Here is a 25,716-nt window from a genome sequence, read left to right as displayed (position 1 = left end):
CGCCCGTCACGGCCACGGCTGAACAAGCAACCTAGTCTTCTTCCGCCGCCTCACGTCCCTGCTGGCGGATCAGCGCCTCTTCCCGGGCGTCATTGATCGACTGCCGGATACTGTCGAGATCGACTTCGCTTTCGTCCGGCTCGAAATGGCCCGTCAGCTCGGTATCGGGCCGGAGCTCGCCAGCCTGGAACAAAGCCCACATCTCCTCGCCGTACCATGTTTCCAGCAACTCCGGCGCCGAACGTCCAAGGTAGGCCGTGAGATTGTTGACGTCACGCAGGAGCATCGTGCGCGCCGCATTGTTACCCGCCGCACTGACGACCTGCGGAAAATCGATGACGACCGGGCCATCCGGCCCGATCAGAACGTTGTACGCGGAGAGATCGCCGTGGATCAGTCCGGAGCACAGCATCAACACGACCTGCCGGACCAGAATCCGGTGATATTCCAGGGCATCCGCGGTGCTGAGATCGACCTCGCCCAGGCGGGGCGCTGACAAGCCATCGGCGTCCGTAACCAGCTCCATCACCAGCACGCCGTGGAAATACCCAAACGGTTCGGGGACGCGAACGCCGGCGTCGCGCAACTGGTAGAGCGCGTCGACCTCGGCGTTCTTCCAGGCGACTTCCTGCTGCTTGCGGCCGTACTTGCTGCCTTTGCCGATAGCGCGCGCCTCGCGGCTGCTGCTTACCTTGCGGCCTTCCTGATACTGGACACGCTGCTGAAAGCTGCGGTGCGCCATGTCCTTATAGACCTTGGCGCAGCGCACGTCGTCGCCACTACGGACGACGTACACCGCCGCCTCCTTGCCACTTTTGAGGGGCCGGAGCACGTCGTCGATGATGCCGTCGTCGATCAACGGCTGCAGGCCTTGGGGGATCTTCAATTTATTTACGGGTCGGTGGCATGGCGGAGACTGCCATTAACCCTTAATTCTCACATTTTCCTGTACTTAGCGCCAATTCACCCCGCGGCGGTGGCGCGGCGCCCATTCAGCCGTTCAAGGCTTCCCTTTGGGGGAGCGGCGCTGGCCAGCGAAGAGAGCAGGCCGGTTACGACCAGGACAACCCGGCGGTATCGGCGACAAAACGGCATACTTCCGACCTTGATCTGGCGGTGCGTTTAGCGCGGCTATCGCGCAAATCAGGCGAATCATGCGAACGCGGGTAAATCTCGACATCGACGTGCTACGGACGTTCGTCACCGGCATGGAGCTGGGAAGCTTCGCGCGGGCTGCAACCCGACTGGGCCGGTCGCCATCGGCGATCAGCGCCCAGCTGCGCAAGCTGGAGGACCAGATCGGGCTCCCGCTGGTGCAGCGATCCGGCCGGGGACTGGTCCTGACGGAGCCGGGCCATGCCTTGCTGAGCTACGCAAAACGGCTCGTCGAGCTGAACGATGACGCGGTGCGTGCGGTGCGCGCGCCGGACCTCGAGGGCTCGGTCCGGCTTGGCTTACCCGCGGACTTCGCGGAGCGATGGTTGCCTTCGGTGCTCCACCGTTTCGGAAAGACGTATCCACGCGTCAAAGTCGAGGTGTACATCGAACAGAGTGCGTCGCTGATAGAGCGGATAAGCCATGGAACGCTCGACGTGGCGCTCGCATGGAGCAGCCACCCGACCTCGAAGCACGCGCGACAGATCGCGGACGTGGATCTGTCATGGGTGGGTCCGACGAACGGCACGCCCGCGCGGGGCGGCTACTCGGAGCCGGTGCTGCTGGTGGTCGCCGACGGACCATGCGCGATCCGCGCGACCGCGACGTCCCTTCTCGACGACGCGGGCACCCCCTGGCGCATCGCCGTCGCGACGCCGAGCCTTGCGGGCGTCTGGGCGTCCGTGGAAGCCGGCCTTGGGATCACGTTGCGCGCCACGATGAGCGTACCTGCGCATCTCAGCGTCATCGACCCCGCACCTGCCGGCCTGCCTCACGCCCGGACGCTTCCTCTCTTTCTTCACGTCGCCGACGGGCAGCTGCACGATGCGGCGGAAGGGCTCACCGAGATGGCGGTCGATGAGGCGCTGCGACTGGTGCGTCCGCAAGGCGCCGCGGTACCGCGCGATCCATGAATCCGAGAACATACCCGGCGATCTCGGCATTCGCCTCCTCCCACGGCCAGTGGCCCGCATCCAGAAGGTGAATCTCGGCCTTGGGCACGTCGCGTGCGTAGGCCTGGGCGCCTGCCGCGACGAAAGACGGGTCGTTTTTCCCCCACACCACGAGTGTCGGCGGCTGGTATCGCCGAAGCCACGCCTGCCATGCCGAATAGCTCGCGACGTTGGTGCGGTAATCGAATAAAAGGCTCGCCTGAATCGCGTGCTGACCAGGCAAGGAGAGATGAGTGTACTCGTCGGTCCATGCGTCGGGATCGTATCGCTCCGGATGACGCGTTCCCAATGTGTGACGCTCCCGCGTGGCCTTTTCCGAGAGGAATGCGTCGACCACGTCCTCGTTCGCGTCCGGACGTTCCCAGAACTGAGCAATGCGCTCCCATTTCTTGCCGAGGCCCTCGGTGTAGGCATTCGCATTCGAGACGATGAGTGCCTCGACACGGTCGGGATGGGCTGTCATCAGTCGGAAGCCCACGGGCCCGCCGTAGTCATGGAGGTAAAGCGAATAGCGAGACAGACCCAGCTGCTCCAGCAGACCGTCCATGGTCTCCGCGAGATGATCGAAGGTGTATGCGTAGTTCGCGGGGTCTGGCGTATCGCTTTGCCCGAATGACGGATAGTCGGGGGCGATCAGGTGATAACGGGGGGCCAATAACGGCATCAACGCACTGAACTGCCGCGAAGACGAAGGAAAGCCGTGCAGCAGGACAATCGTCGGGTTCGATGGCGAGCCGGCTTCACGATAGAAGATGCCGACGCCGCCGACCACCGCTCGATGATAGGTAATGCGCGTGCTTTCTTCGCTTACCGCATGGGGCGACGCGATCATCGCCGCGGCAAGGATTAGTGTGGAAAGCATGGGGTTCACCAGCGTCGTGAATGGGCACCGTCAATGATGACCCCATCTGCTCATCGATAAAATTCGAAAGTATCGGACGAACACTTCAAAAAATTGGAAGCCCGGATTCAAGGCGCAGGCGACTGGTGGCGAGTGCCTTTACTGTCATGGCTGTGTCCGTCAATAAGAAGGATGGGAGGGGTTAACGCACCACGACAACCTTGCCGATCATGCTTCCGGCTTCGACGAGGGCATGTGCCTTGATCAGACCCGCGGCATCGAAACCGTCAATGCGCTGCGTGAGCGTGTGCACCAGGTCACCGCGATCGACGAGCTCGGCGACACGGCGAAGCAACGCATGTTGTCGCGCGATGGTTCGGGTGGTGAAGATCGGCCGGGTATACATGAGTTCCCAATGGATCGAGATGGACTTGTTCTTGAACGGTCCGATATCCAGGGCCTTGGGATCGTCGATCAGCGCAAACTTGCCTTCCGGGCGCATGACGGCGGCAATCTGCGGGACGTAGACGGCGCTGGCATTCAGACCGGCGAGGTAGTCGACGCTTTCGATACCCAGCGCTTTGAGCTGGTCTTCCCACGGCTGGCTGTGATCGATGACGTGATGCGCGCCATGCTGCAGAACCCAATCGCGTGTTTCAGCGCGGGACGCCGTACCGATCACCGTCACACCGGTCAGCCGACGCGCAAGCTGGGTCAGGATCGAACCGACACCACCGGCGGCTCCGGTCACCAGCAGCACCTGATTCTCGGTGGGGTCGGCCTCGTGGATACGCAGGCGGTCGAACAGCAATTCCCATGCGGTGATCGCGGTCAGCGGAAGCGAGGCCGCCTCGGCGAAGTCCAATGACGTCGGCATCGGGCCGACGACGCGCTCGTCGACGGCCTGCAACTCGCTGTTGCTCCCCGGACGCGTGATATCGCCCGCATACCAGACCCGGTCGCCCGGCTTGAAGCGTGTGGCCAACGGTCCGGTCGCGCGAACGATGCCTGCCGCGTCCCAGCCGATGATGCGCGCGCCGTCCGCGGGGATGTCGCCATGCTTCCGGACCTTGGTATCGACCGGATTGACCGACACGGCCCGCACCTCGACGAGGATGTCGTGGTCACGCAGCGTCGGCTCGGGGACCTCGATGTCCTGGAGCGCTTGCGGATGGTCGATGGCCTGATTGCTGTAAAAGCCGATGGCTTTCATGGGTGCACCCTTCTGTTAGCGAGGAGCACATTGTGTCTTTACGTGGATTCAGGAAAAATCCCTAAACATCGTTAACACTTTCTGCGAAATCACGATAATGATCCGGCTCGATGATGTGCAGATATTCGTTCAGACTGTGGACGCAGGCAGCTTCTCCGAGGCCGCCCGGCAACTCAATATCGCGCCGGGCCTGGCGAGCGTGGCGGTGCAGCGGCTGGAAAAGGCCATCGAGGCCCGGCTCTTCACCCGCTCGACCCGCAGCATGCAGCTCTCCGAAGACGGCGAACGCTATCTCCCGCATGCCCGGGCGATGCTCGAAGCGCAGCTTCAGGGCAAGCAGGCCCTGGAGCATGCGCAGGAGGCGCTGTCGGGAACGCTGCGTCTGTCCGTCTCATCCGACCTGGGCCGCAATCTGCTGCTGGGCTGGCTGGACATCTTCCAGCACAGGCACCCCGGCCTGTCGTTGCATGTACGCCTGAGCGATCGACTCGCCGACCTCGTGAAGCATCCCGTCGACGCCGCCGTGCGCTACGGCCCGTTATCGGACTCGTCGCTGGTGGCCATGCCGCTGATCGAGAACAATCGGCGGGCGCTCTGCGCCTCGCCCGCTTACCTGGAACGTCACGGCACACCCTCGGGCGTGGACGACCTGCGCAGGCACAACTGCCTGCGTTTCGTCTGGAGCGAGCAGGTCCACGAGCGCTGGCGGTTCACCCTGCCTGGCGGCGATAAGACGGTGACCGTAACGGGCAACCGCGTCAGCGATGACGCGGATGCCGTACGACGCTGGGCCGTGGCGGGTGAAGGCCTGCTCTATAAGTCGCGACTGGACTTGATCAATGACATTGCATCCGGTCGTCTGCGCGAGATATTTCCGCATGCCCACTGCGAGCCGTCACCGCTCAATCTCGTATGTGCGCACCGGTCGCGACTGACCCCGGCGATCACGCAGTTGAGGGATTTTCTGCGTGATCGATGTGAGGAGCTGGCGGCTAGCCTTTTTCCTGCTGCCTAGTCGAAGTCCCGAGTCAGAGGTGCCAGACACCCCCGACCCGCTAACCGCTACCCATTCAAGCACAGTTGCTCATACATCGAGCGAGGATGTTGGCTGCGCAGCATTCGCCTGTCGCAGCGCCGGCAGCATGTCCTGCGGGTCCGGACGACGCGTGTAATCCGGATTGACCTCGGCATACAGGATCGTTCCGTCGCGATCGATGACGTAACGTGCCGGCATGGGCAGCGTCCAGCTCGGATCGCCATTGAACGCGGGGAGGTCATTCTTCAGACCCCGGTACAACTCGATCAGATAGTCCGGCATCTGGAAACGCAGGCCGAACGCATCCGCCACGTCGTTATGGCCGTCCGACAGAATCGGAAAACTCAGCTCGTTCTGCCGCGACGATTTCCGGCTGCTGGCAGGAAGCTGCGGCGAGATGGCGACCAGTTTCGCGCCCAACGCCGCGAACTCCGGCAGCGCGGCCTGCAGCGCCTGCAATTCCATATTGCAGTACGGGCACCACACGCCCCGGTAAAAGCTGATCACCAGCGGTCCGGTACGAAGGAGGTCGTCCGAGGACACCGGCCTGCCATCGGGATCGGGAAGAGTGAAGGCAGGCGCTTTGTCACCCGCCTTCAGGGCGCGGGTGGCTGCGCCGGATGCGATCAGCTCGGCGGTGGCGCGATGCATGGTTTCAATGACCGTATAGGGGACGCTATACGGCGGCTTGCCGGCTTCGAAGTCGGCCTTGAAGGCGTCGAGTCGTTCTTGCAGGGACATGGCGTTGTTCTCCTTAAGCCTGAGCCATCGAACGGGCGACTTCCGCCGCGCTGATACCTTCCAGTGCCAGACCGTAGCCCGCACCTTCATCGACGATGCGGCGCAGTTTCTGGGTCAGCGCGATGCGGGTATAACGCGCGGTCAGTGGCGGCAGCGCGGCCAGCGACTCGGCGATTTCACGTGCACGCGGCAGAAGGTCGGCGGCGGGGACCACCTCGTTCACCGCACCCCATTCCTTCGCGGTCTTCGCGTCGAGCACCTGGCGGGTGAGCACGAAGTAGCGGCCGCGCACGCTGCCGATCACTTCGGGCCAGAGCAGGTTCACGCCGTCGCCCGGGACGATGCCGAAATCGAAATGCGGTTTGTCCTGGAAAACGGTCTCGGGCGTTGCCAGTACGATGTCGGCGAGCAGCGCGTATTCGGAGTGCAACAGCACCGGACCATTGAGTGCGGCGATCAGCGGCACCTCGATGTCGAGGATGTTCATCAGGACCTTTTTCCCCTCACGGAAAATCTTGTCGTACCCGAGCGGGGTGAAGAAGTCGAAACCCTCCGGGCTGATCGCGTCCATGAAGGCATCGCCACTGCCGGTAAGAATGACCACGCGGTTCTCCGGATCGGAACCGATGTCGTGGAAGAGATCGACGAACTGCTCATGGGTGTGACCGTTGAACACCAGTTTGTCGCCATCGGTGTGCAATGCGACTTCGAGGACGCCGGTGTCGGACCGGGTCAGGCAAGCATTGGCGTAGCGGTTGCGGTACGAATCGAAGCGGGACATGTCAGCGTTTCCTGTGGTGTGTGAGTCGGGAGAGTTCAGGCGGAAGGCACGAGGGCGTTGATCTTCGCGATGGCGCGCTGAGTAGCGGGTCGGCTTGCAACGGCGTCGTACCAGCGGGCTACGTGTGGCGTGGTGTCAAATGAGACACCGGCGAATTCGCGGCGCCAGAGCCAGCCGAAGTGCGCGATGTCGGCAATGGAGTAGTCGTCACCGGCGACGAAGGGGCGCAGCGCGAGCACGCTGTCGAGCATGCCCAGCGTGCGCTGCGCTTCTTTGCTGAAGCGCTCGATAGCGAGGGGCTGCGGCTCGGCCGCCTGGCGCTGGAAGAAACCACTCTGACCGAAGGCCGGGCCGAGACCGGATGCGTGGAAGAACAGCTGCTCGAAGACGCGGGCTCGTGCTTCGCCCGTCGCCGGGAGAAGCTTGCCCTCACGTTCGGCGAGGTAAACAAGGATGGCGGCAGACTCGGTCAGCACCAGCGTCTCTCCGGCCCTGGCGTCGATCAGCACCGGCACCTTGCCGTTCGGATTGAGGGCGAGGAAGGCGGGAGCGCGCTGCTCGCCCTGTTTGACGTTGACGCCATGCAGTTCGTAGTCGAGCCCGAGTTCCTCAAGGGCGACAGGCACCTTGATGCTGTTGGGGGTGGCGAAGGCGTGGACGTGAAACATGCGATGGGCTCCTCGGAGGGTTCTGAGCGGCATCGGTTGCCGCCGGATGAGCACATGGTGGCCCTGCGCCCATCGACACGGCAGATGGCGCGAAGCGATAATGCTCATTCCTTTGAGGAATACCCATGGATCGCTTTCAGGCCATGACCGCCTTCGTCCGGGTAGTCGACACCGGCTCGTTTTCCGCCGCGGCGCGCCTGCTGCACGTCGGCCAGCCCGCTGTGTCCAAGACGGTGGCGCAGCTGGAAGACCGGCTCGGCGTCCGCTTGTTGAACCGCTCGACCCACGGCCTCAGCCCGACCGAGGCGGGCCTTCGCTTTTACGAACGGGCTACCGCCTCGCTGCAGGAGGCTGACGAGGCGGAACTGGCGGCGCGCGACGCGAGCCTCGGGCTGTCGGGCCGGTTGCGCGTTTCGGCGGCGACGACGTTCGCCCGTCTGCATGTCGTGCCTCACCTGCCCCGTTTCCTCGCGGACCATCCGGAACTGCAGGTCGACATGATTCTCGACGACCGCGTCATTGACCTCGTGGCGGAGGGCGTGGATCTGTCGCTGCGCATGGGTACGCTGAATGACTCCGGCGCCGTCGCACAGAAGCTGGCGACGGGTGGACGCTCGCTCCTCGCGACACCGGCTTACCTCAAACGTGCGGGCGAGCCGAAGCGACCGGCCGACCTGGCGGACCATCAGGTCATCGCTGGCAGCCAGTTCGTCGGGGCATGGGCATTCACGCGTGACGGTACCGAAGTTTCCGTGCAAGTCAGCGGTCGCGCGCGCTTCAGCGCCGCCGAAGGTATCCGCGCTGCCGTGCTCGCGGGCATGGGGCTGACCATCGCCTCGGACTGGATGTTTGCCGCCGAGATCGCCAGCGGCACGGTCAAACGCGTGCTGGCCGACTGGACGCTGCCATCCATCGATCTGTGGGCCGTCTATCCGTCGGGCCGGCTGGCCAGCGCGAAAGCCAGGCAGTTCGCTTCGTTCGTGCAGGGAGCACTGGCTGGCCATTAACGAAAGCGCGTGCGATCCTTCGCCCACGAAGACCGCGAAAAACGGCTGCCACGTCCCGATCGGGGCAGCCGAATACAAGTCACCCCGCTTTCGCGTGGTCGGCCAGCGTTCCCACCGATATCCGTCGGCCTCAGGAGCGCGCCATGACTGTCCAGCACACCTCACGCATCGCCATTGTCGGCGCCGGCCTCGGCGGTCTCACCCTCGCGCGCGTGCTGCACATCAACGGCATTGCTTCGACCATCGTCGAAGCCGAAACATCGGCGACGGCGAGAGCTCAGGGCGGCTTGCTCGACATCCACGCGTACAACGGTCAGATCGGCCTGAAGGCGGCCGGTCTCTACGAGGCGTTTCTCGCGCTCGCCCTCCCGGGAGAGGATGCGAAGCGCATCGTCGACAGGAACGGCGAGGTTCTGCTCGATAAACCGGGATCGCCCGACACCGCTCGGCCCGAGGTCGATCGTGGCGCGCTGCGCCAGCTGCTGATCGATTCCTTGCCGGACGACACCATCCAGTGGGGCCGCAAGCTGACGCGGGCGAGCCGCCTTGGCGATGGCCAGCACGAGCTCGTCTTCGCGGACGGTTCGACCATGACCACCAACCTGTTGGTCGGTGCCGATGGCGCCTGGTCGAAGGTCCGGCCACTGCTGTCTTCCGCCAGGCCCGCGTACGTCGGTACCACCTTCGTCGAGTTACGCCTGTTCGATGGGGATACGACACACAGAGTCAGCGCCGAGGCCATCGGCAACGGTACGCTGATGGCGGTTCAACCAGGCAAGGGCATCCTCGCGCACCGGTATGCCGACGGAACGCTGCATACCTATGTCGCGTTGAACCGGCCGGAAACATGGATCGACGCTCTCGACTTCACCGAGCCAAAGGATGCGCTCCGCCGTGTGGCGGAAGCCTTCGAAGGTTGGGCGCCGTCGCTGAGAGCTCTGGTCACCGACAGCGACACGCTTCCCATCGTGCGCGCGATCCACGCGTTGCCGATCGATCACCGCTGGGCGCGCCTCGAAGGCGTGACCTTGCTGGGCGATGCCGCCCACCTGATGTCGCCCTTCGCGGGCGAAGGCGCGAACCTCGCCATTCTCGACGGCGCCGAGCTGGCTCTGGCGCTACGCGAGCATCCGGGTGACATCGAGGCCGCGCTCACCGCCTATGAAGCGGCGCTCTTCCCTCGCAGTGCGCACTTCGCCGCGCTGACGGCACACAACCATCGGCGCTTCTTCGGCGACGACGCACCACACAGCGTCGTCGAGCTGTTCAGCGCACACTGACCGCCTCAGAACGCGAGCGCCAGCGACGCCTGCGCCACGTTGTCGTTCAGCCCCTTACCCGAGTGTTCGTGGCGCACGTCGAGCCGAAGATGCAATCCGTTGAGGAACCGGGCCTCCGCGCCCACGGTATAGCGGCTGACGTTGCGCATCGCGCGCGTCGACAGACTCGTATCGTCCATGGCGATCCGCGGCGAGTGGTTGTTGTGGATACGGTCGTAACCCGCATACGGCATCCAGTGCGTATCGCCGATCTGTCGCAGGTCGCCCGCCACCTGCAGGCCCGCAAGCACCTGCGTGTTCGGACGGCTGTCGAACCGGACGCGCGTAGCGCCCGCCTCGACGTGCTGCTCGCGCTGCAGCCGGCTTTGGGCGGCGGCCATATGCGGACGGAACACGATCGCCTTGTCGCCGCCCATCGGCCAGCGACTGTCATAGGCACCCTCGACCGTGAGATCGGTGGAGGTGAGCCGGTAGCTCTCGGACGGCAGACCTTGTCCGTGCACTTCGTTGCGGTAACGTGCGCCCGAAAGTTCCGCCGTCGCCGAGAAGCCGGACAGGCCCTGCGGATTCTGTCGGTAATCCGCGTAGACGCCCAGCTGCGTCCCCCTGGTTCGACCTGTGGCGTGGAAGCCGGTCAGCGGCGAGCGCGTCGACGTATGGGTATCGCCGAAACCGACGCGAGCGCCGATCGCCAGATGGTCACCGACCATCGCACCCGCGCCCGCCTGGACGACATTGTCCTGTGCCGCGATCGTGCCGCCGTCGGCACTGGCCTCGTAACGACGGTCGCTATGCTGGTTTGTCATCCATACGGAGCCACGCATATCCCAGTCTTCCGGCATGGCACCGACCAGACGGTTGCCCAGCCAGCGACCCTCCTGAAACATCGATCGTGCGGCGACGGACTGGGCCAGGTAAATGTTGCCTTCGGGGCGGATCGCGTTGATCTCCGGGGGCTGCGGGGCATCCGTCGGCGATACGGGGGGCGTAGCCGGTGTGACGACAACCGGGGGCGGCGTCGCCGTGTCGCCGGGCGGCGTGGGCACTGCCGGTACATCCGGAGTCGAACCGGCGCCGGGATCGGGCGTCGCAGGCGGCGTGACCGGCGTCGTGGGCACCGGCGTCAGCGTGCTGCTCAGGTACCAGTTCTTGCTGGCGGCCACACCATGGGTGGTACCACGCCGCACGAAGTAATCGTATGCGCCCGCGACGACGCGGCCTTCCTGCACGAACTCGCCGCCGGACGTACCGTCGACCTGCGCCAGCAGGTGGCCGTCCTGACTCGAAGGTGTACCCGCGATCAGTCCGCCCGGACCGCCCGCGTTCGCGATGGCGACGATGGACGTGCCCGTGGTGTTGCCGTGGACGTGCAGCACCGGCGTCCGGGTCGTCGTGTCGTCGCCCAGATAGGTGTTGATCAGCAGCAGGCTCAGATCGTGGCCGGTGTAATCGCCCATGACGTCGAACGTCGTGCCCACGTGCCGCAGCGCGAGCGTGCCCGCATTGTCCAGCGACCCGACCGACATGCCGGCGGTGTTGTCGCCGGACTGGAGGATGGCGCTCTTGCTCACCGCGAACGCCGCGTTGTCGTTGCGCCCATTGACGACGACCATGCCGCCCAGCACGTTGCCCCTGCCGTGATAGGTGTTGTCGCCGTTGAGCACGAGCGTGCCGTCGCCGGACTTGTCGAAGCCGCCCGCGAGCATCGTGCTGACGTTACCCAGCGTGGCGGCATCGTTGTTGTAGATGCCGGTGGTGACCGCGTCGGCGCGTTCGTCGCCGATATCGTTGTCGAAGTACGCCACCTGTCCCGCGGGAATGGCCAGCTTGCTCTGGCCCCAGGCGAACTGTTTGTAGCCGCCGATGGCGGCGTCGCGATTGACCTCGCCCCAGCCGGTGTTCTCGTCGATATTGTCGGTACCCCGGGGATCGGCCGTCCCGAGGATCACTTCCGTGAGGTTGCGCGCCGTCATCCACGGATAGCGCTGCACGACTTCGGCGGTGACGCCGTTCGCGTTGGGGGCGGACCAGGACGTGCCGGCACCGTTGCTGTAGAGATACCGTCCGTTGGCGGAGCGGATGGGGTTACCGTCCGCGTCGCGTTGCAAGGTGCCCTGAGGGGCCGCCACGCAGTAGTACTTCGCGCCGTGGCACGAGGTGAGGTTGGTCGAGAAATCACCCGTGTACTGATTGGTCCCGGTGACCGGGATGACGTGCCCGAAGTATTTGATGTCATAGCTCGGCGACATGCCGACAGGAACCGTGCTCGCCCACGATGGGTCGTTGCCAGCGGCAAGCAGCAGCAGGCCGTCGTTGGCCACGACCTTGTCGAGCGCGGCGATTTCCGACGGCTGGAGCGAGCCATACCAGACGAGTTCCGACGCGCTCATCACCCTTGCGTGATACCCGTTGGGATCGCTGGCGACGGCGAAGGTCTGCGCCCAGTTGCTGGTCCAGCCTGTCAGCAATGTCACACCCGGCGCCTGCTGGAGCAGGGTGTAGTTCATCCACGGGCCGTGATTGTTCTTCCTGGCGAGCGCGCCGTAGCCAATACCGCCGGGATCGCTGGCGCTGTCGTAAAGCCCGACGTAATTTCCGTCGACCTTGTAGACATTGTTCTTATAGGCGGACATGTCCGGGTAGTCGCCCTGCGAATCGACGACACCCGGCCCATTGAACGACAGCGGATTGATACCGCCGTCGTAATGAAACACGCGCACGCCGCTGCCATCGATATGCGAGCGCTCGGCATCGGAAGCCTGCTGGTAGATCGACGTCGTCGTCGCGCTCCAGGCGCTAGTCGGCACGGTCGTGGCGACCGCCGCCGTGACGACCAGGCACGCGCCGAGATTGACGGGGCGGCGTGGCGCCTCGGGCTCCTCGGGTGGCTCCCCCGGTACGTATTCGGTAATGACTTCCATGCGCCGCGTTTCGCGGTTCCACTCGATCCGACTGCTGATGTACATGTCGCCCCTGTCCCCTGCCCCTGGCGCCAGCCACCTTCGCGCCGGACAACAGCGGCGGGGGACTTTGCGCATTTTCGGCAAAGTTAGCAAAAACTTGCCAACCGGTACGTGACGGACTGGGCGAAATCGCAACCTGCCCGGACGGCTATGCCAACAAGGAGGCATTGGTGTCAGACATCAGGGCCTGCCGCCGGCGCAGCCCAGGGGCTCCCGGGACGGCCGTGTCATGCGGCCGATCCTGGACGAACTGCAAACGCTGGCGGCGAGCTCGCCCCACTGGGTTTTCACCGCATGGGTACCCATAGAACGCTGATGCCACGTAGCCAGTCGTGGCCCCCAATCCAGCGGAGCGCCATATCCATGAGTGACACTACACCGTACGTACCGCCCAAGGTCTGGACCGTGCCGGACACCGGCGGCGGCGCGTTCGCCAACATCAACCGGCCGGTGGCCGGCGCCACGCATGAAGCGCCTCTGCCGGTCGGTGAGCATCCATTGCAGCTCTACTCTCTGGCTACGCCCAACGGGCAGAAAGTCAGCATCATGCTCGAGGAGCTGCTGGCGCTGGGTCATGCCGGGGCCGAATACGATGCGTGGCTGATTCGCATCAACGAGGGCAACCAGTTTGGTCCGGTTTCGTCGAGGTCAATCCCAACTCCAAGATCCCCGCGCTGGTCGACCGCAGTACGCCCACGCCGACGCGCGTGTTCGAATCCGGCGCGATCCTCGTGTATCTGGCCGAGAAGTTCGGCGCCTTGCTGCCGACCGAACCGTCGGCCCGCGCCGAAACCATGAGCTGGTTGTTCTGGCAGATGGGGTCGGCACCGTTCGTCGGCGGCGGTTTCGGTCACTTCTATGCGTATGCGCCGGAAAAGCTGGAATACCCGATCAACCGTTATGCGATGGAGACCAAGCGCCAGCTCGACGTGCTCGATCGCCAGCTGGCGACGCATCGCTACGTGGCGGGCGACGACTACTCGATAGCGGATATCGCCATCTGGCCGTGGTACGGCGGCCTCGTGCTGGGGCAGTTGTATGGCGCCGCGGAGTTCCTCGATGTCGGCAAGTACACCCATCTCCAGCGCTGGGCCAGGGAGGTGGCGTCGCGCCGCGCGGTGGTCCGCGGCCGGAAAGTGAACCGCGTGATGGGCGATCCCGCCGGCCAGGTGCCCGAGCGGCACCAGGCCAGCGATCTGGACTGACGATGAGGATGCGGAGCCTTGGCCGATGGGGCGACGCCTTCACATAGTTTTCACCCATGTCAAAGTGGCACGTTTGATGTGGGAATGCCGGACTCTTTCGGGCAACATAAAGCGCTTAGCCGTTGACGCTGCATCAGCTGATTAAGGCCATCGCGGCGGGTGCCGCGTGGTCGGTGTTCTCCACGCGCAGGGCGTGAAGACGATCGGTGGCTGGAGTTTTTATGCAATCGCAAATCGCGACCGCACCGGCGCTTGACTTGTCCAACTGTGCTGACGAACCGATTCGCACCCCGGGCGCCGTGCAGCCGTACGGTGTCGTGCTGGTCATCGACCCCGAAACGCTCACGGTCAGTGAGTGTGCCGTCGCTGACGCCCGCATCGTGGAGGCGTTCGGCGAGCCGCTGGGCGCGGCGCTGGACAGCGTGCTGGGCGGCCACCTGTCCGGGTGGTCGGAGTCGATCACCGCACTGGACGTCGGCACGTCGAGCTATCTGGGCATGCTGGCCCTGGGCAGCCATGGCCAGCATCACGCTCTCGCGCATCGCACCGATGCCAATCTGCTGATCGTCGAACTCGAGCAGTCACTGCCGGGTGAGTCCGGCTCGCTCGAGGCGTTGTATCCCGTTATCCGCCGTTTCATGAGTGAGATCGAGCAGGCGTCCAGCATCGGTAAGCTTTGCGAACTGGGTGCGCAGTACGTGCGCCAGCTGACGCATTTCGATCGCACGCTCGTTTACCGCTTCGACGAGGAATGGAACGGATCGGTTATCGCCGAGGACCGCAACGACGTACTGCCGTCCTATATGGACCTGCGCTTCCCGGAATCGGATATTCCGGCACAGGCCCGGGAGCTTTACCGGCGCAACCGCGTCCGCCTGATCGCGGACAATAACTACCGGAGCACCCCGCTCGTTCGCGCGCCACAGTACCGGGCCGCGCCGCCCACGGACCTCAGCCCGTGCGTGCTTCGCAGCGTGTCTCCCATGCACCTGGAATACATGCGCAACATGGGCACGGGCGCTTCCATGTCGATATCCCTGCTGCATGACAGCCACCTGTGGGGTCTGATCTCCTGCCACAACGAGGCGACGAAGCGTGTTCCGTACCATGTCCGTACCGCATGCGAGCTGATCGGGCAGATCCTCTCGCTGCAGATCGCGGAGAAGGAACGCGTCGGCAACGTCGAGGAGCGCGCCATGCGCCGCGCCTCACAGATGCACCTGCTGGGTCGCATGTCGGGTGAACAGGACTTCATTCTTGCGCTCAAGCGCGACCAGAAGAGCTTCCTCGCCGTGACCGGCGCGTCCGGCGCCGCCATCGTGCAGAACGATGAATGCATCCTCATCGGCGAATGCCCCACCGACGAAGAAGTGCGCGCGCTGATTCCCTGGCTCACCGAACGCCGGGGCAACGACGATGTCTTCAGCACGGACCGTCTGCCGACCGAATGGCCGGCGGCCGAAGCGTATGCCGAGCGCGCCAGCGGCGTGCTGGCGATTACCATCTCGCAGTTGCACGACAGTTATCTGATCTGGTTCCGGCCGGAGGTCATCCGGACGGTACGCTGGGGCGGCGAGCCACGCAAAGTCATTTCTGGCGAGAAGATTTCGCCGCGACTGTCGTTTGAAGCATGGAAAGAGACGGTGCGACTTCGTTCGCTGCCATGGACCGATGTCGATCGCGACGCGGCCATGGATCTGCGCGTCGCCATCGTCGACATCGTGCTGCGCAAAGCCGAGGAAATGGCGCTCCTCAACGAGAAGCTCACACGCAGCAACAAAGAGCTGGAAGCCTTCTCGTATTCGGTGAGCCACGACCTGCGGGCACCCTTCCGTCATATCGTCGGCTACTCGGAATTGCTGGCCTCGGCCGCGAACGACCGGCTGGACGACACGGAGCGACGCTTCCTCGACACCATCGTGGATTCGGCCAAATCGGCGGGTCGGCTGGTTGACGATTTGCTGAGCTTCTCGCAGCTGGGCCGTTCGACCATGGGCACCATGACGATCAACATGGGCACTCTGGTCGAGGACGTCAGGGAACGTCTTGAGATGGAGGCGCTCGGCCGCAACATCCGATGGACCATCGCGACGCTGCCATCGGTCAAGGCCGACCCGGCCATGCTGCGACTGGTATGGCAGAACCTCATCTCCAATGCCCTGAAGTTCACACGGGACAGTCCCGAGCCAGCCATCGAAGTGGGCCACGAGCGTGGCGACGAGGAGTCGATCTTTTTCGTGCGCGACAATGGTTGCGGTTTCGACATGCGCTACGTCGACAAACTTTTCGGCGTCTTTCAGCGCCTGCATCACGTAGAAGAATACGAAGGAACAGGCATCGGTCTGGCGCATGTGCGTCGGATCGTCAGCCGTCATGGAGGCAGGACCTGGGCGGAGAGCGTACTCGGCCAGGGAGCGACCATTTATTTTTCCATTCCCGATTCAGTAAGAGGCCATTCGTGAGGGATCTCAGACCCATTCTTCTCGTTGAAGACAGCCCCAAGGACGCGGAGCTCACCCTGGCCGCCTTGTCCCGCTGCCAGCTGCTCAACGAAGTCACTCATGTGCGCGACGGCGTCGAAGCGCTCGAATACCTCCGCAGCGAAGGCAAGTATGTGGACGCCACCCACGGCGGTCCCGTCGTCGTTCTTCTCGATCTGAAGCTGCCCAAGCTCACCGGCCTGGAAGTCCTCGAGGAGGTGCGTCGCGATCCCAAGCTGAGCAGCACGCCGATCGTGATGCTTACCTCGTCCCGCGAGGAACAGGACCTGGTGGCCAGCTACAAGCTGGGCGTAAACGCTTTCGTCGTAAAGCCGGTGGACTTCAAGGAATTCTTCGAGGCCATTCAGGGACTCGGCATGTTCTGGGGCATCACCAACCAGCCGCCGCCGCCCATCCGTCCCATTCTCCCCTCGAGCCGCGACGCATGATCGAAGCGGTACCCGGCACGCCGATACGCATCCTGCTGCTGGAAGACAGCGCGCTCGATGCGGAACTGATCACGGCCCAGCTGCACCTTGCCAGGCTCAGCGTCGCCATCCACAGGGTGTGGACGCGCGACACGTTCCTTGCGGCGCTGTTCGAACGTCGCTTCGATGTCATCCTGTCGGATCACCTGTTGCCCGGCTTCGATGGAGACAGCGCGCTCGTGCTGGCGCGTGAACACGCGCCCGAGCTGCCCTTCATCTTCGTGTCCGGCACCCTGACCGAGGAACTCGCGGTCCAGGCACTGAAACGCGGCGCCCGCGACTACGTGGTGAAGCAACGGCTCCAGCGATTGCCCGATGCCATCCTGCGCGGGCTTCGCGAAAACGAAGAGCTGAACAAGCTTCGCCTCGCGGAGGAAAACCTGCGACTGAGCCAGGAGCGCCTGCAGTCGATCGCCGATGCGCTTCCCGCCCTGATCGGACACCTCGATGCCGGACATCGCTACCTGTTCGCCAATGACGCGCACAGGCACTGGGTAGGCCTCGCGCCTGACCGGCTGGTCGGCATGCATGCCGGCGACGTCTTCGGAAGAGACTGGTTCGCCGGCGCCGAGCCGTTCCTCGTACGCGCCATCGCAGGCGAACGCACCACCTTCGAGATCGAGCTGCCCGGACACGCCGGTGACGCGGCCCGGCACGCCCAGATCGACTGCGTGGCCGAAATCGCATCCGACGGCACGATTGCCGGCTATTACATGCTCGCGCGCGATATCAGTGAGCTCAAGCGTGCCGAGCTCGCGCTCAAGGAAACCAACGGCTCGCTCGAGCGCCAGGTGATCGATCACTCCGTGGCCTTGCAGGGCAGTGAGAGCCGGCTGGAGGCCATCTTCGAGTCCAGCTTTCAGCTGCAGATCCTGCTTGCGCCCGACGGCACGATCATCGATGCGAATGTCGCCTCGCTCGCCGCGGTACTGCTGGAAAAGCGCGAAGTGCGCGGCCAGCGGCTGAGCGAGTCCGCCTGGTTCGCGTCGACACCCGGATCGGCGAGCGTCGTGGAGACGGCCATTGCCGGCGCCGCGGACGGTAGATCGTCGCGTCAGGAGTTCGAGCTGCAACTGGCGACCGGCTTGCGCAGTTTCGAGTTCTCCTTCCGTCCACTACGCGACCCCGCGGGCGCGATTACCGCCATGGTGGCCGAGGCTGTGGAAACCACCGCGCGCCGCGAGGCCGAGCGCGCACTGCAGCAGGCTCAGAAGATCGAGGCCATCGGCCAGCTCACCGGTGGCATTGCTCACGACTTCAACAACATCCTGACGATCATCACGGGCAACATCGAAGTCGTGAAGATGCTTCTCGACCGTCCGGACTCGGCGGAGAAGTCCGGGCGGGCGCTCGATAATGCGCTGAAGGGGGTATCCAACGCGGCAAGCCTCACACAGAGGCTGCTGGCCTTCGCTCGCAGGCAACCGCTGATCGCTCAACCCGTCGACTGCCGGGCCCAGGTACTCGGCATGGGCGACATGCTGCGGCGTGCACTCGGCGAACTGGTCCAGCTGAAGATCGTTGCGCCGGAGGTGTGGTCCGTGGAACTCGACCCGGCCCAGTTCGAGGCGTCACTGCTGAATCTCGCGGTCAACGCGAGGGATGCGATGCCGTCGGGCGGCGCGCTCACCATCGAGCTTGGCAACGCGCACCTGGGCGAAGGCGATACGGCCCGTCTTCCCGGTCTCGATCCGGGTCAATACGTCATGTTGCGCGTCAAGGACACGGGCGAAGGCATGTCCGCCGAGACCATGGCCCGCGTGTTCGAGCCGTTCTTCACGACCAAGGAAGTCGGCAAGGGGACGGGGCTGGGCTTGTCGATGGTGTACGGCTTCGTCCAGCAGTCGGGCGGGCAGGTGCTCCTCGAGTCGACGGTCGGTGTCGGCACCGTCGTCACCCTGATTTTCCCGCGCTCCATGAGCGCGCTGCCGGTGGCGCACGATGGCGGCATCGGCAGCGGTGAAAACGAGAAACGGGAGGCGACCATCCTGGTGTCCGAGGACAACGACGATGTCCGTGCCTATGTCGTCGAGGTACTGCGGGATCTCGGGTATCGCGTGCTGGAAGCTCACGATGGCGAGTCGGCCATCAGGCTTCTCGAACGCCCCGACGTCACCGTGGACCTGCTGCTCTCCGACGTGGTGATGCCCGGCATGTCGGGATGGGAACTGGCGCAGCGGGCCCGGCGCATCAAGAGCGGACTGAAGGTGCTCTTCATGTCGGGCTACCCGCGAAACCTCGCCGCGAACGAAGACACGGTCAGGGACGCGGGTATTCTCGCCAAACCGTTCACGCGTTCCGATCTGGCGCATGCGGTAGGTCTCGCTGTCGACGGTGCGCAGGAAAAGGATTCACGGCGATCCCAGCAGAGGGACGCGCGCTGACGAGCGCGCGCCCTGCGCCTTATGCGACGGTGACCGGCCGTGGCGATTTCCTGAACGTCAGCCACAGCGCCGACAGCAGGAAGTAAAAACCGCCGAAGGCGGCGTACGGAGCGATCTGCGCCACGGACGGCGCGTTGTCGAAGGCCTTGAACACGAAGTGCACGCCCGCGAGTGCCGACTGGGCGCCGCTGATCATCATGAAGGCCTGGCCGCCCAGCTTGCGGCGACGGATGCCCACGGCCAGCTGGAACAGGCCGGCGAGCAGTGCCCACACACCGAAGACCAGCACGCCACCCTCGTTGCCGCGCAACGTAAAGGCGACGGCCATGGCGACCGCCGTGATGATGCTGGTCAGCGCGTTGAACCGCTGGCCCGGATTGGCTGCGAGACCGCCGCTGCGCCGCGCGTCGATGACATTCGCGATCGCGTCCCACGCCGGGTAGATGACCAGCAGAGTGCCGGCGACCAGGGGAGGCGCCTTGGCGGCGGCAAGAACGATGGCGACCCAGGCAAAAGCCACGATGGCGCGGAGATAGTAAAAATTGCGAAGCGTATTCACGGGGAAGTCCATGGCGGGAGAGTAGCCACCCTACTAGTAGGATGGCTGACCGTCAATGTGCCATGCCTGGACCAGCGCGCGCTACCTACCAGCTGGTAGACTTATCCCATGACTACGCAGCAGAAACTCGTCGATTCCGCGCGCCAGCTGATCCAGATGCGGGGCTACAACGGCTTCAGCTACGCGGACGTGGCCGAACAGGTGCAGGTGAAGAAGGCCAGCATCCACCACCATTTCCCGTCCAAGTCCGATCTGGCGAAAGCCGTGGTCGAGCGGTCGCGCGGCATCATCGCCGAGCAGACCCGGTCGCTCGCCGCCGGGGCGTTCGATCCGGAAGAACAACTGGCGATGTACACCGGTTACTGGGAGAAGTGCATCGCCGATGCATCGGCGCCCTTCTGCGTGGCGGGCATGCTCGCCACCGAGCTGCCGACGCTGCCGGGCGATCTCGCCGACGCCGTACGCGCGCACTTCCGCGACCTGTCGAACTGGCTCGAGACGCTGTTGACCCGCGGCGCGCAGATGGGGCGCTTCACGCTCCAGGGATCGGCTCGCCTGGAGGCCGAGTCGTTCATGTCGCTCGTCTACGGAGCGATGCTCACGGCCCGCGCGTACGGCGAGCCTAAGGTGTTCGCGGATATCGTCGACAACGGTCTCAGAAAGCTGCTGTTGCCCGAGGCGGGACGATAGCTCTACCCGAACGGCGTTCCCGCCATGGCCGCCTTGACACCGAGCGTGCCCTGATCGATCAGCGCGAGAAAGGTGGCCGCGGCCCTGGCCGCATCCTGATCGCGGCGATACCGGCGGTGTGACTGGACGAGTGCGACGGACCACGTTGCCAGAAGCATATCCGCCGCCAGGTGCGCGTCGGCGTCGTCCGCTTCCCGTCCGGCCCCCTCGGCCATGACCACCGCGATGAGCTGAGCGACCTCGTCGCGCAGGGCGCGCACGCGAGCCTTCAGCGTTTCGCTGGCTTCGATCGTCTCCACCGAACGCTGGCCGCCGGGCGTAAAACGGATATACGGACTGCCTTCGGCGACCAAGTGATGAGCGAGCCTCCGCAACGCCTCGCCCGGGCTGACGCCAGGAGCGCGCTCGCGGAGAATGGTGCGAAGGAGTTCACGGGCCTGTTCGTCGTGATCGAAAAACATGTCCTCCTTGCGCGGGAAGTGATTGAACACCGTCATGCGGCCGACTTCGGCACCGGCGGCGATCTCTTCCACCGTCACGTGGTCGAAGCCCCGCTCGAGAAAAAGGCGGTTGGCAACGCGGGAAATGGTGTTCCGGATGACGAGCCGTCGGCGAGCACGGAGGTCCATGGTCGCGAAATCATTGGACGTAGACATAGGATATGGATATCACAAAATATGTACTAAGTACATAATGTTACGAAACCTTTCAGCGCGCCTTCCGGCGAGCGGCGCGGCCGGCGGCTAAAACAACTCGCTCTGCTGCGACACCAGCACGTCGAACCGGCCACCTACCTGCGGAAGGATCGCGTCGGCGATCGGCCTCAGCTGATGCTCGAGGTAGTGCTCGTAGTCGATGGAAGAGCGCCTTAATTCTACCGGCTCGGGACCGTTGAGCGTCATGACGTAACGGATCCAGCCACCGTTCTGGTACTGCTGCTGCCGACCTGTCCGCGCATTGTGCTCGTCGGCCATGCGCGCCGCACGAACCTGCGGGGGCGTGGTGCGGTCGTACGAATCGAGTTTTCCGCGAAGACGCTTGCGGTAGACGAGTTGACCGTCTAGACGTCCTTCCCGCATGTCGCGAACGTAGGACTTGATGAAATCGTCGTACGGCTCGCCGCGGAAGATCCTGCGGAACAGATCCTGCTGAAAACGCTTCGCCAGCGGGGTCCAGTCGCTGCGTACGGTTTCGAGACCGCGGAAGACGAGCTCCTCCTTGCCGTCATCATCGACGACCAGCCCGGCGTACCGTTTCTTGCTCCCCATCTCGCTGTTGCGGATGGTCGGCATGAAAAACCGCTGGTAGTGCGTGTCGAACTCGATCTCGAGGAACGAGTCGATGTCGAACTCCGCTTTCAGCTTCGCAGCCCACCCGGCATTGATGCGTGACACCAGCCCATCGGCGATGGCTTGTGCGTCTGCTTCACCGTATCGGCGCCCCAGCCAGATGAAGATGGAATCGGTGTCACCATAGATCGCGTCGTAACCTTCGGCTTCAACCCATGCGCGCGTCTGCCGCATGATTTCGTGACCACGCAGCGTGATCGCCGATATCAACCGGGGATCGAAGAAGCGTGCGTCCGGCGAACCCAGCACGCCGGTGAACGCATTCATCAGCAGTTTGAATGCCTGGGACAGCGGCGTGTTGCCATCCCGCTTCGCCTTGTCCCGACCTGTCCACAACTGGGCGATCAAGCCCGGCAAGCAATGCGTCGTCCGCGAGAAGCGGGTATAGAGCGGACCGGGAATCGAGGCCGTCGGGTCGGTCGTCAGCATGCCCTCGACGAGGCCGATGGGATCGACCAGAAACGTCCGGATGATCGACGGATAGAGACTTTTATAGTCCAGCACCAGGATCGAATCGTAGATGCCGGGACGGCTGTCCATCACGAAGCCACCCGGATAGGACTCACCGGTGGACCTGCCCATCCGCGGCGCCACATAACCCTCGCGGTGCATGCGCGGCAGGTACAGGTACGTGAAGGCGGCGATCGAGCCACCCGAACGATCCACCTGCAGGCCAGTGACGTTGGCGCGCTCGAGAAGGAAGTCCATCAGGCGGGTCTTTTCAAAAATGCGCGTGACGAGTTCGCAGTCGTGCAGGTTGTAGCGGGCCAGTGCCACCTTGTCCTCATGGAACCGGCGCTCGATCTCCGCCATGCGACTGTACGGATCGTCGATGTCCTTGCCCTCGCCGAGCAGTTCCTGCGACACGGCTTCCAGGCTGAATGAGGCAAAGCTCCACGAGCCCGACCGCAAGGCTTCGATGCCATCGATGGGAACACGTCCGGGAATGGATGCGAAGACGTAGTTGTCGCGCCTGCGATGGTCACGCCAGTCGATCGAGGTGCCACCCCTGCCCAGTGTCAGCACGAGTCCGGAGCGGTCCGCACATGCCTGCAGCAGGCGCAAGTCGAACTGGATCAGGTTCCACCCGATGATGACGTCGGGGTCGTAGTGCCGGAACCAGTTGTTCAGTGCGGTGATGAGCTGCGACCGGTCGTCGACGTATACCAGGTCGAAATCATCGGGCGCGGCATCGCCGTCCTGCGGACGGCCGAGCATGTAGACCTGCCGCTGGCCGCAGCCTTCCAGCGCGATGGAGTAGACCTCGCCTTCGGCGCTGGTCTCGATATCCAGCGACACCCATTTCAACGAGGGACGGTATGCGTCGCCGGGACGGAGGCGCGGATTGACCAGCGTCGCCGCGTCGCCATCTTCCGCCTCGATCGTCACCGCCGCCGTGATGAAGCGCTCCATCAGGTAGCGATCGTCCGGACGGATATCCGCTTCGTGCAGCGCGATACCCCGCTCGGCGAGCTGCTTCTCCAGCGCGAGCATCGTCCGGTAGCCTCGGACGTAGACGCCGAGTACGGGATCCTGGCCGAAGGTTTTCAGCGGGAGGGGTGTCAGTTCCACCGATGCATCGTTGCGCGCGACCGCTTCGATAGCGTCACGGGCTGACGCCGCCACGAAAGCGACGCTGCGTTGTCCGGTGATGACGATGCGACGCGCACCGGCCTCGGTGGCGACCCACAGTTCGACCTCGCTGCCGTCCTTGGTGTCACGCCAGTTGCGGGTGAGGATGTAGCCGTTCTGGAGGGGCGTGGTCACCGGAATAGTGTAGCGGTAGCATTTGCGGTTTCGGAAACGGAGTCGGTGCATGACCGACGGCGTAAAACTCCCGGAGCGGGTGGTGCCTTTCCCCCGGTCGATCAGCGAAGAGGCCCAGGCGGCGCTGCGGCGGCTGGTCGATGCACAGGGCATGCCGGTGAATTCGCTGCACGTGATGCCAGCGCCTGAGGATCGCGATGCCTGGATGCAGGTCAAGGCGGCCGCCGACCGGCAATATGCGGCGGGCATGAAAGGTCTCGCCGGCACGCTCAAGGCCAGCGTAGAGACCCGTACCGTCGGCGATGCCACCGTACATGTGGCCACACCGGAAGACATGGCTTCCGCCGAGCGTGCCTATATCGACCTGCACGGCGGCGCCCTGGTATTCGGTGGCGGAGAGGCGTGCCGCGTCGGCGCGCAGATGCAGGCCGTCTTGCACCGTGTGCGCTGCTACGGAGTGGACTACCGCATGCCTCCGGAGCATCCCTATCCTGCCGCGCTGGACGACTGCATGGCGATCTATCGCCATGTACTGGAGCAATACGCGCCCCACAACATCGTTATCGGCGGACGCTCGGCGGGCGGCAACCTCGCCGCCGCCACCGTGCTCCGGGCGCGAGACGAAGGATTGCCGCTGCCGGCTGGCGTCGTACTCCTGTCGCCCGAGCTGGATCTCACCGAGTCGGGTGACAGCTTCGAGGTCAATCGCCTTGTCGACGTGATGCTGACCGGGTCGCTGATGCCGAACAACCTGCTGTATGCCGGCGGCGCCGACCTGACTCATCCTTACCTGTCGCCACTGTTCGGTGATTTCGGCCAAGGATTCCCTCCGGTATTTCTGCAGAGCGGGACGCGCGATCTGTTCCTGTCGACCGCGGTGCGTATGCATCGACTGTTGCGCCGTGCCAACGTGCCTGTGGAGTTGCATGTGTTCGAGGCTATGCCCCATGGGGGATTCATGGGGACGCCGGAGGACAGGGAACTGGCCGGAGAGGTGGCGAGGTTTGTTCGCGAACGCTGGCTCTCGCCCCAAGGTCGGCCAGCATTTGGCGGCATCCACCTGTCGCCGCAAGGGAGCTCCACTTAAGTAAATGATTCGAAATGGACTTCTTTTCTGACCCGGGAGGTTCCTGCGACAGGTACGGGGCCGAAACCGAGTAACGCCGCTGGATCGAGCGTTGCGCCGAGATCGCGGTTCGTCAAATTGCGCGATTTCACGTCACGCCTCTTGCCGAAATTTCGCCTACTATCACGCCATGAACACATCCCTGACGACACCGACCGAAAAGCGCCGCGGCAGCATCGCCTGCGTCGGCATGGGTATCACGCTGGGCTCGCATCTGACGCCGCTGTCGCGGAGTCATATCGAGCAGGCGGACGTGGTGTTTGCGGCCCTCGCCGACAACGTGACGGAGCTCTGGCTGCAACGTATGCATCCGGATGTGCGCAGCCTTCAGAAGTACTATTCCGCCGGCAAATCGCGCATGAAGACCTACCGGGAGTGGGTCGAACTCATGATCGCCGAAGTTCGGGCCGGCAAGCGCGTCTGCGCCGTCTTCTATGGTCACCCTGGCATCTTCGCCTGGTCCCCTCATAAGGTCATCCAGCTCGCACGCGCCGAAGGTTACGAAGCCCACATGGAGGCCGGGGTGTCAGCGGAAGACTGTCTCTATGCGGACCTGGGGATCGATCCCGGAAGCCTGGGATGCCAGCATATAGAGGCCAGCCAGATGCTGTTCTACGAACGAACGCTGGACACCACCGGCCACGTGATTCTCTGGCAGCTTGGCGTGCTGGGAGACCGGTCGCTGGGGCGTTTCACCACACCGCGCCCTTACCGCGAACTCCTCGTCGAACGCCTGCTGCGTGACTACCCTGCCGACCACCAGGTCATCGTCTATCGTGCGGCGACACTTCCGGTCGAGGCGACGCGTATCGAGAGGGTTTCCCTGGTCGACTTCCCGAATGTCGAACTGACGGGGCAGGAAACACTGGTACTACCGCCGACAGGACCGCTGAAGAGGAATGTCGCCATGCGGGCTCGCCTGGATGCCCTCGATGCCGTGCACGCCGCGGATCTGGAAATAGCTGCGTCGGTGTAGTGCGCTAAAGAAAGCGCCAGAGCCGCCGATATCGCGCCTGGCATCGGAAAGAAA

The 25,716-nt window shown here is 64.1% G+C and carries 21 protein-coding genes; 11 read left to right on the top strand and 10 right to left on the bottom strand.

Annotation, left to right across the window (positions count from 1 at the left end; genetic code table 11):
* Positions 1 to 31 precede the first annotated feature (31 nt).
* Positions 32 to 886: a PA4780 family RIO1-like protein kinase gene (locus FA87_RS00415; protein ID WP_043691619.1), complete on the bottom strand. Its 855-nt coding sequence runs from the start codon at positions 884 to 886 to the stop codon at positions 32 to 34.
* 268 nt (positions 887 to 1,154) lie between these two features.
* On the opposite strand from FA87_RS00415, the gene FA87_RS00410 reads away from it, so the two are divergent.
* A complete protein-coding gene (locus FA87_RS00410) occupies positions 1,155 to 2,069 on the top strand; it encodes a LysR substrate-binding domain-containing protein (protein WP_043691616.1) in 915 nt (304 codons plus the stop codon).
* Here FA87_RS00410 and FA87_RS00405 read toward each other — a convergent pair.
* The gene (locus FA87_RS00405; protein ID WP_081996411.1) at positions 1,996 to 2,970 is read right to left on the bottom strand and encodes an alpha/beta hydrolase; all 975 of its coding nucleotides are present in this window, start codon (positions 2,968 to 2,970) and stop codon (positions 1,996 to 1,998) included. The two genes, FA87_RS00410 and FA87_RS00405, sit on opposite strands and share 74 nt — an antisense overlap.
* A 181-nt stretch (positions 2,971 to 3,151) precedes the next feature.
* Positions 3,152 to 4,162: a zinc-binding alcohol dehydrogenase family protein gene (locus FA87_RS00400; RefSeq protein ID WP_043691614.1), complete on the bottom strand. Its 1,011-nt coding sequence runs from the start codon at positions 4,160 to 4,162 to the stop codon at positions 3,152 to 3,154.
* A 97-nt stretch (positions 4,163 to 4,259) separates the two neighbouring features.
* Between FA87_RS00400 and FA87_RS00395 the strand changes: the two genes are divergently transcribed.
* A complete protein-coding gene (locus FA87_RS00395) occupies positions 4,260 to 5,177 on the top strand; it encodes a LysR family transcriptional regulator (RefSeq protein WP_043691611.1) in 918 nt (305 codons plus the stop codon).
* Between the two features lie 69 nt (positions 5,178 to 5,246).
* On the opposite strand, the gene FA87_RS00390 is transcribed toward FA87_RS00395, so the two are convergent.
* The 3 genes from FA87_RS00390 to FA87_RS00380 are packed head-to-tail and all read right to left on the bottom strand — an operon-like array spanning position 5,247 to position 7,388.
* Complete coding sequence (locus tag FA87_RS00390; RefSeq protein ID WP_036116717.1) at positions 5,247 to 5,939, bottom strand: peroxiredoxin-like family protein; 693 nt, start codon at positions 5,937 to 5,939, stop codon at positions 5,247 to 5,249.
* 13 nt (positions 5,940 to 5,952) lie between these two features.
* Positions 5,953 to 6,720, bottom strand: a complete 768-nt coding sequence (locus FA87_RS00385) for an enoyl-CoA hydratase/isomerase family protein (RefSeq protein ID WP_043691608.1) — start codon at positions 6,718 to 6,720, stop codon at positions 5,953 to 5,955.
* A 35-nt stretch (positions 6,721 to 6,755) separates the two neighbouring features.
* Positions 6,756 to 7,388 (bottom strand): glutathione S-transferase N-terminal domain-containing protein, encoded by a 633-nt coding sequence (locus tag FA87_RS00380; RefSeq protein ID WP_036116721.1) that lies wholly within the window; start codon positions 7,386 to 7,388, stop codon positions 6,756 to 6,758.
* A gap of 125 nt (positions 7,389 to 7,513) precedes the next feature.
* On the opposite strand from FA87_RS00380, the gene FA87_RS00375 reads away from it, so the two are divergent.
* Entirely contained in the window at positions 7,514 to 8,395 is an 882-nt protein-coding gene (locus tag FA87_RS00375; RefSeq protein WP_043691605.1) for a LysR family transcriptional regulator, read from the top strand.
* A gap of 143 nt (positions 8,396 to 8,538) precedes the next feature.
* Complete coding sequence (locus FA87_RS00370; protein ID WP_043691602.1) at positions 8,539 to 9,675, top strand: NAD(P)/FAD-dependent oxidoreductase; 1,137 nt, start codon at positions 8,539 to 8,541, stop codon at positions 9,673 to 9,675.
* A 5-nt stretch (positions 9,676 to 9,680) separates the two neighbouring features.
* Here FA87_RS00370 and FA87_RS00365 read toward each other — a convergent pair whose 3' ends face one another.
* Positions 9,681 to 12,641 carry an autotransporter outer membrane beta-barrel domain-containing protein gene (locus FA87_RS00365; protein WP_043691599.1) on the bottom strand — a complete coding sequence of 987 codons (2,961 nt, stop codon included), beginning with the start codon at positions 12,639 to 12,641 and terminating at the stop codon, positions 9,681 to 9,683.
* A gap of 593 nt (positions 12,642 to 13,234) precedes the next feature.
* Between FA87_RS00365 and yghU the strand changes: the two genes are divergently transcribed.
* The 4 genes from yghU to FA87_RS00345 all read left to right on the top strand — a co-directional run bounded on the left by yghU (position 13,235) and on the right by FA87_RS00345 (position 19,195).
* A complete protein-coding gene (yghU, locus tag FA87_RS00360) occupies positions 13,235 to 13,843 on the top strand; it encodes a glutathione-dependent disulfide-bond oxidoreductase (protein WP_239708926.1) in 609 nt (202 codons plus the stop codon).
* Between the two features lie 257 nt (positions 13,844 to 14,100).
* Positions 14,101 to 16,305 (top strand): ATP-binding protein, encoded by a 2,205-nt coding sequence (locus FA87_RS00355; protein WP_239708923.1) that lies wholly within the window; start codon positions 14,101 to 14,103, stop codon positions 16,303 to 16,305.
* Positions 16,302 to 16,772, top strand: coding sequence for a response regulator (locus FA87_RS00350; RefSeq protein ID WP_036116735.1), 471 nt, complete (start codon positions 16,302 to 16,304; stop codon positions 16,770 to 16,772). Before FA87_RS00355 ends, FA87_RS00350 begins: the two co-directional genes overlap by 4 nt.
* Positions 16,769 to 19,195 (top strand): response regulator, encoded by a 2,427-nt coding sequence (locus FA87_RS00345; protein ID WP_052191052.1) that lies wholly within the window; start codon positions 16,769 to 16,771, stop codon positions 19,193 to 19,195. The genes FA87_RS00350 and FA87_RS00345 overlap by 4 nt, the downstream gene beginning before the upstream one ends.
* Positions 19,196 to 19,214: 19 nt before the next feature.
* Here FA87_RS00345 and FA87_RS00340 read toward each other — a convergent pair whose 3' ends face one another.
* A complete protein-coding gene (locus tag FA87_RS00340; RefSeq protein WP_197062344.1) occupies positions 19,215 to 19,754 on the bottom strand; it encodes a hypothetical protein in 540 nt (179 codons plus the stop codon).
* 108 nt (positions 19,755 to 19,862) lie between these two features.
* Between FA87_RS00340 and FA87_RS00335 the strand changes: the two genes are divergently transcribed.
* Positions 19,863 to 20,444 carry a TetR/AcrR family transcriptional regulator gene (locus FA87_RS00335; protein WP_036116739.1) on the top strand — a complete coding sequence of 194 codons (582 nt, stop codon included), beginning with the start codon at positions 19,863 to 19,865 and terminating at the stop codon, positions 20,442 to 20,444.
* Positions 20,445 to 20,446: 2 nt separating this feature from the next.
* Here the strand turns inward: FA87_RS00335 and FA87_RS00330 are convergent, their stop codons facing one another.
* Positions 20,447 to 21,073 (bottom strand): TetR/AcrR family transcriptional regulator, encoded by a 627-nt coding sequence (locus FA87_RS00330; protein ID WP_197056526.1) that lies wholly within the window; start codon positions 21,071 to 21,073, stop codon positions 20,447 to 20,449.
* A gap of 114 nt (positions 21,074 to 21,187) precedes the next feature.
* Entirely contained in the window at positions 21,188 to 23,560 is a 2,373-nt protein-coding gene (locus FA87_RS00325) for a DNA polymerase II (RefSeq protein WP_043697023.1), read from the bottom strand.
* 49 nt (positions 23,561 to 23,609) lie between these two features.
* On the opposite strand from FA87_RS00325, the gene FA87_RS00320 reads away from it, so the two are divergent.
* Positions 23,610 to 24,647, top strand: a complete 1,038-nt coding sequence (locus FA87_RS00320) for an alpha/beta hydrolase (protein WP_081996409.1) — start codon at positions 23,610 to 23,612, stop codon at positions 24,645 to 24,647.
* A 169-nt stretch (positions 24,648 to 24,816) separates the two neighbouring features.
* Positions 24,817 to 25,662 (top strand): SAM-dependent methyltransferase, encoded by an 846-nt coding sequence (locus FA87_RS00315; protein WP_052191050.1) that lies wholly within the window; start codon positions 24,817 to 24,819, stop codon positions 25,660 to 25,662.
* The last annotated feature ends 54 nt before the right edge of the window (positions 25,663 to 25,716 follow it).

It is taken from the genome of Luteibacter sp. 9133 (assembly GCF_000800155.1).
In the GTDB taxonomy this organism is placed as follows: domain Bacteria; phylum Pseudomonadota; class Gammaproteobacteria; order Xanthomonadales; family Rhodanobacteraceae; genus Luteibacter; species Luteibacter mycovicinus.
This window is presented reverse-complemented; position numbering and strand designations above follow the sequence as displayed.

Coding starts and splice junctions, on each gene's coding strand:
- FA87_RS00410 (WP_043691616.1), top strand. CDS start 1,155: ATGCGAACGCGGGTAAATCTCGACATCGACGTGCTACGGACGTTCGTC.
- FA87_RS00405 (WP_081996411.1), bottom strand. CDS start 2,970: ATGCTTTCCACACTAATCCTTGCCGCGGCGATGATCGCGTCGCCCCAT.
- FA87_RS00400 (WP_043691614.1), bottom strand. CDS start 4,162: ATGAAAGCCATCGGCTTTTACAGCAATCAGGCCATCGACCATCCGCAA.
- FA87_RS00395 (WP_043691611.1), top strand. CDS start 4,260: ATGATCCGGCTCGATGATGTGCAGATATTCGTTCAGACTGTGGACGCA.
- FA87_RS00390 (WP_036116717.1), bottom strand. CDS start 5,939: ATGTCCCTGCAAGAACGACTCGACGCCTTCAAGGCCGACTTCGAAGCC.
- FA87_RS00385 (WP_043691608.1), bottom strand. CDS start 6,720: ATGTCCCGCTTCGATTCGTACCGCAACCGCTACGCCAATGCTTGCCTG.
- FA87_RS00380 (WP_036116721.1), bottom strand. CDS start 7,388: ATGTTTCACGTCCACGCCTTCGCCACCCCCAACAGCATCAAGGTGCCT.
- FA87_RS00375 (WP_043691605.1), top strand. CDS start 7,514: ATGGATCGCTTTCAGGCCATGACCGCCTTCGTCCGGGTAGTCGACACC.
- FA87_RS00370 (WP_043691602.1), top strand. CDS start 8,539: ATGACTGTCCAGCACACCTCACGCATCGCCATTGTCGGCGCCGGCCTC.
- FA87_RS00365 (WP_043691599.1), bottom strand. CDS start 12,641: ATGTACATCAGCAGTCGGATCGAGTGGAACCGCGAAACGCGGCGCATG.
- FA87_RS00345 (WP_052191052.1), top strand. CDS start 16,769: ATGATCGAAGCGGTACCCGGCACGCCGATACGCATCCTGCTGCTGGAA.
- FA87_RS00335 (WP_036116739.1), top strand. CDS start 19,863: ATGACTACGCAGCAGAAACTCGTCGATTCCGCGCGCCAGCTGATCCAG.
- FA87_RS00330 (WP_197056526.1), bottom strand. CDS start 21,073: ATGGACCTCCGTGCTCGCCGACGGCTCGTCATCCGGAACACCATTTCC.
- FA87_RS00320 (WP_081996409.1), top strand. CDS start 23,610: ATGACCGACGGCGTAAAACTCCCGGAGCGGGTGGTGCCTTTCCCCCGG.
- FA87_RS00315 (WP_052191050.1), top strand. CDS start 24,817: ATGAACACATCCCTGACGACACCGACCGAAAAGCGCCGCGGCAGCATC.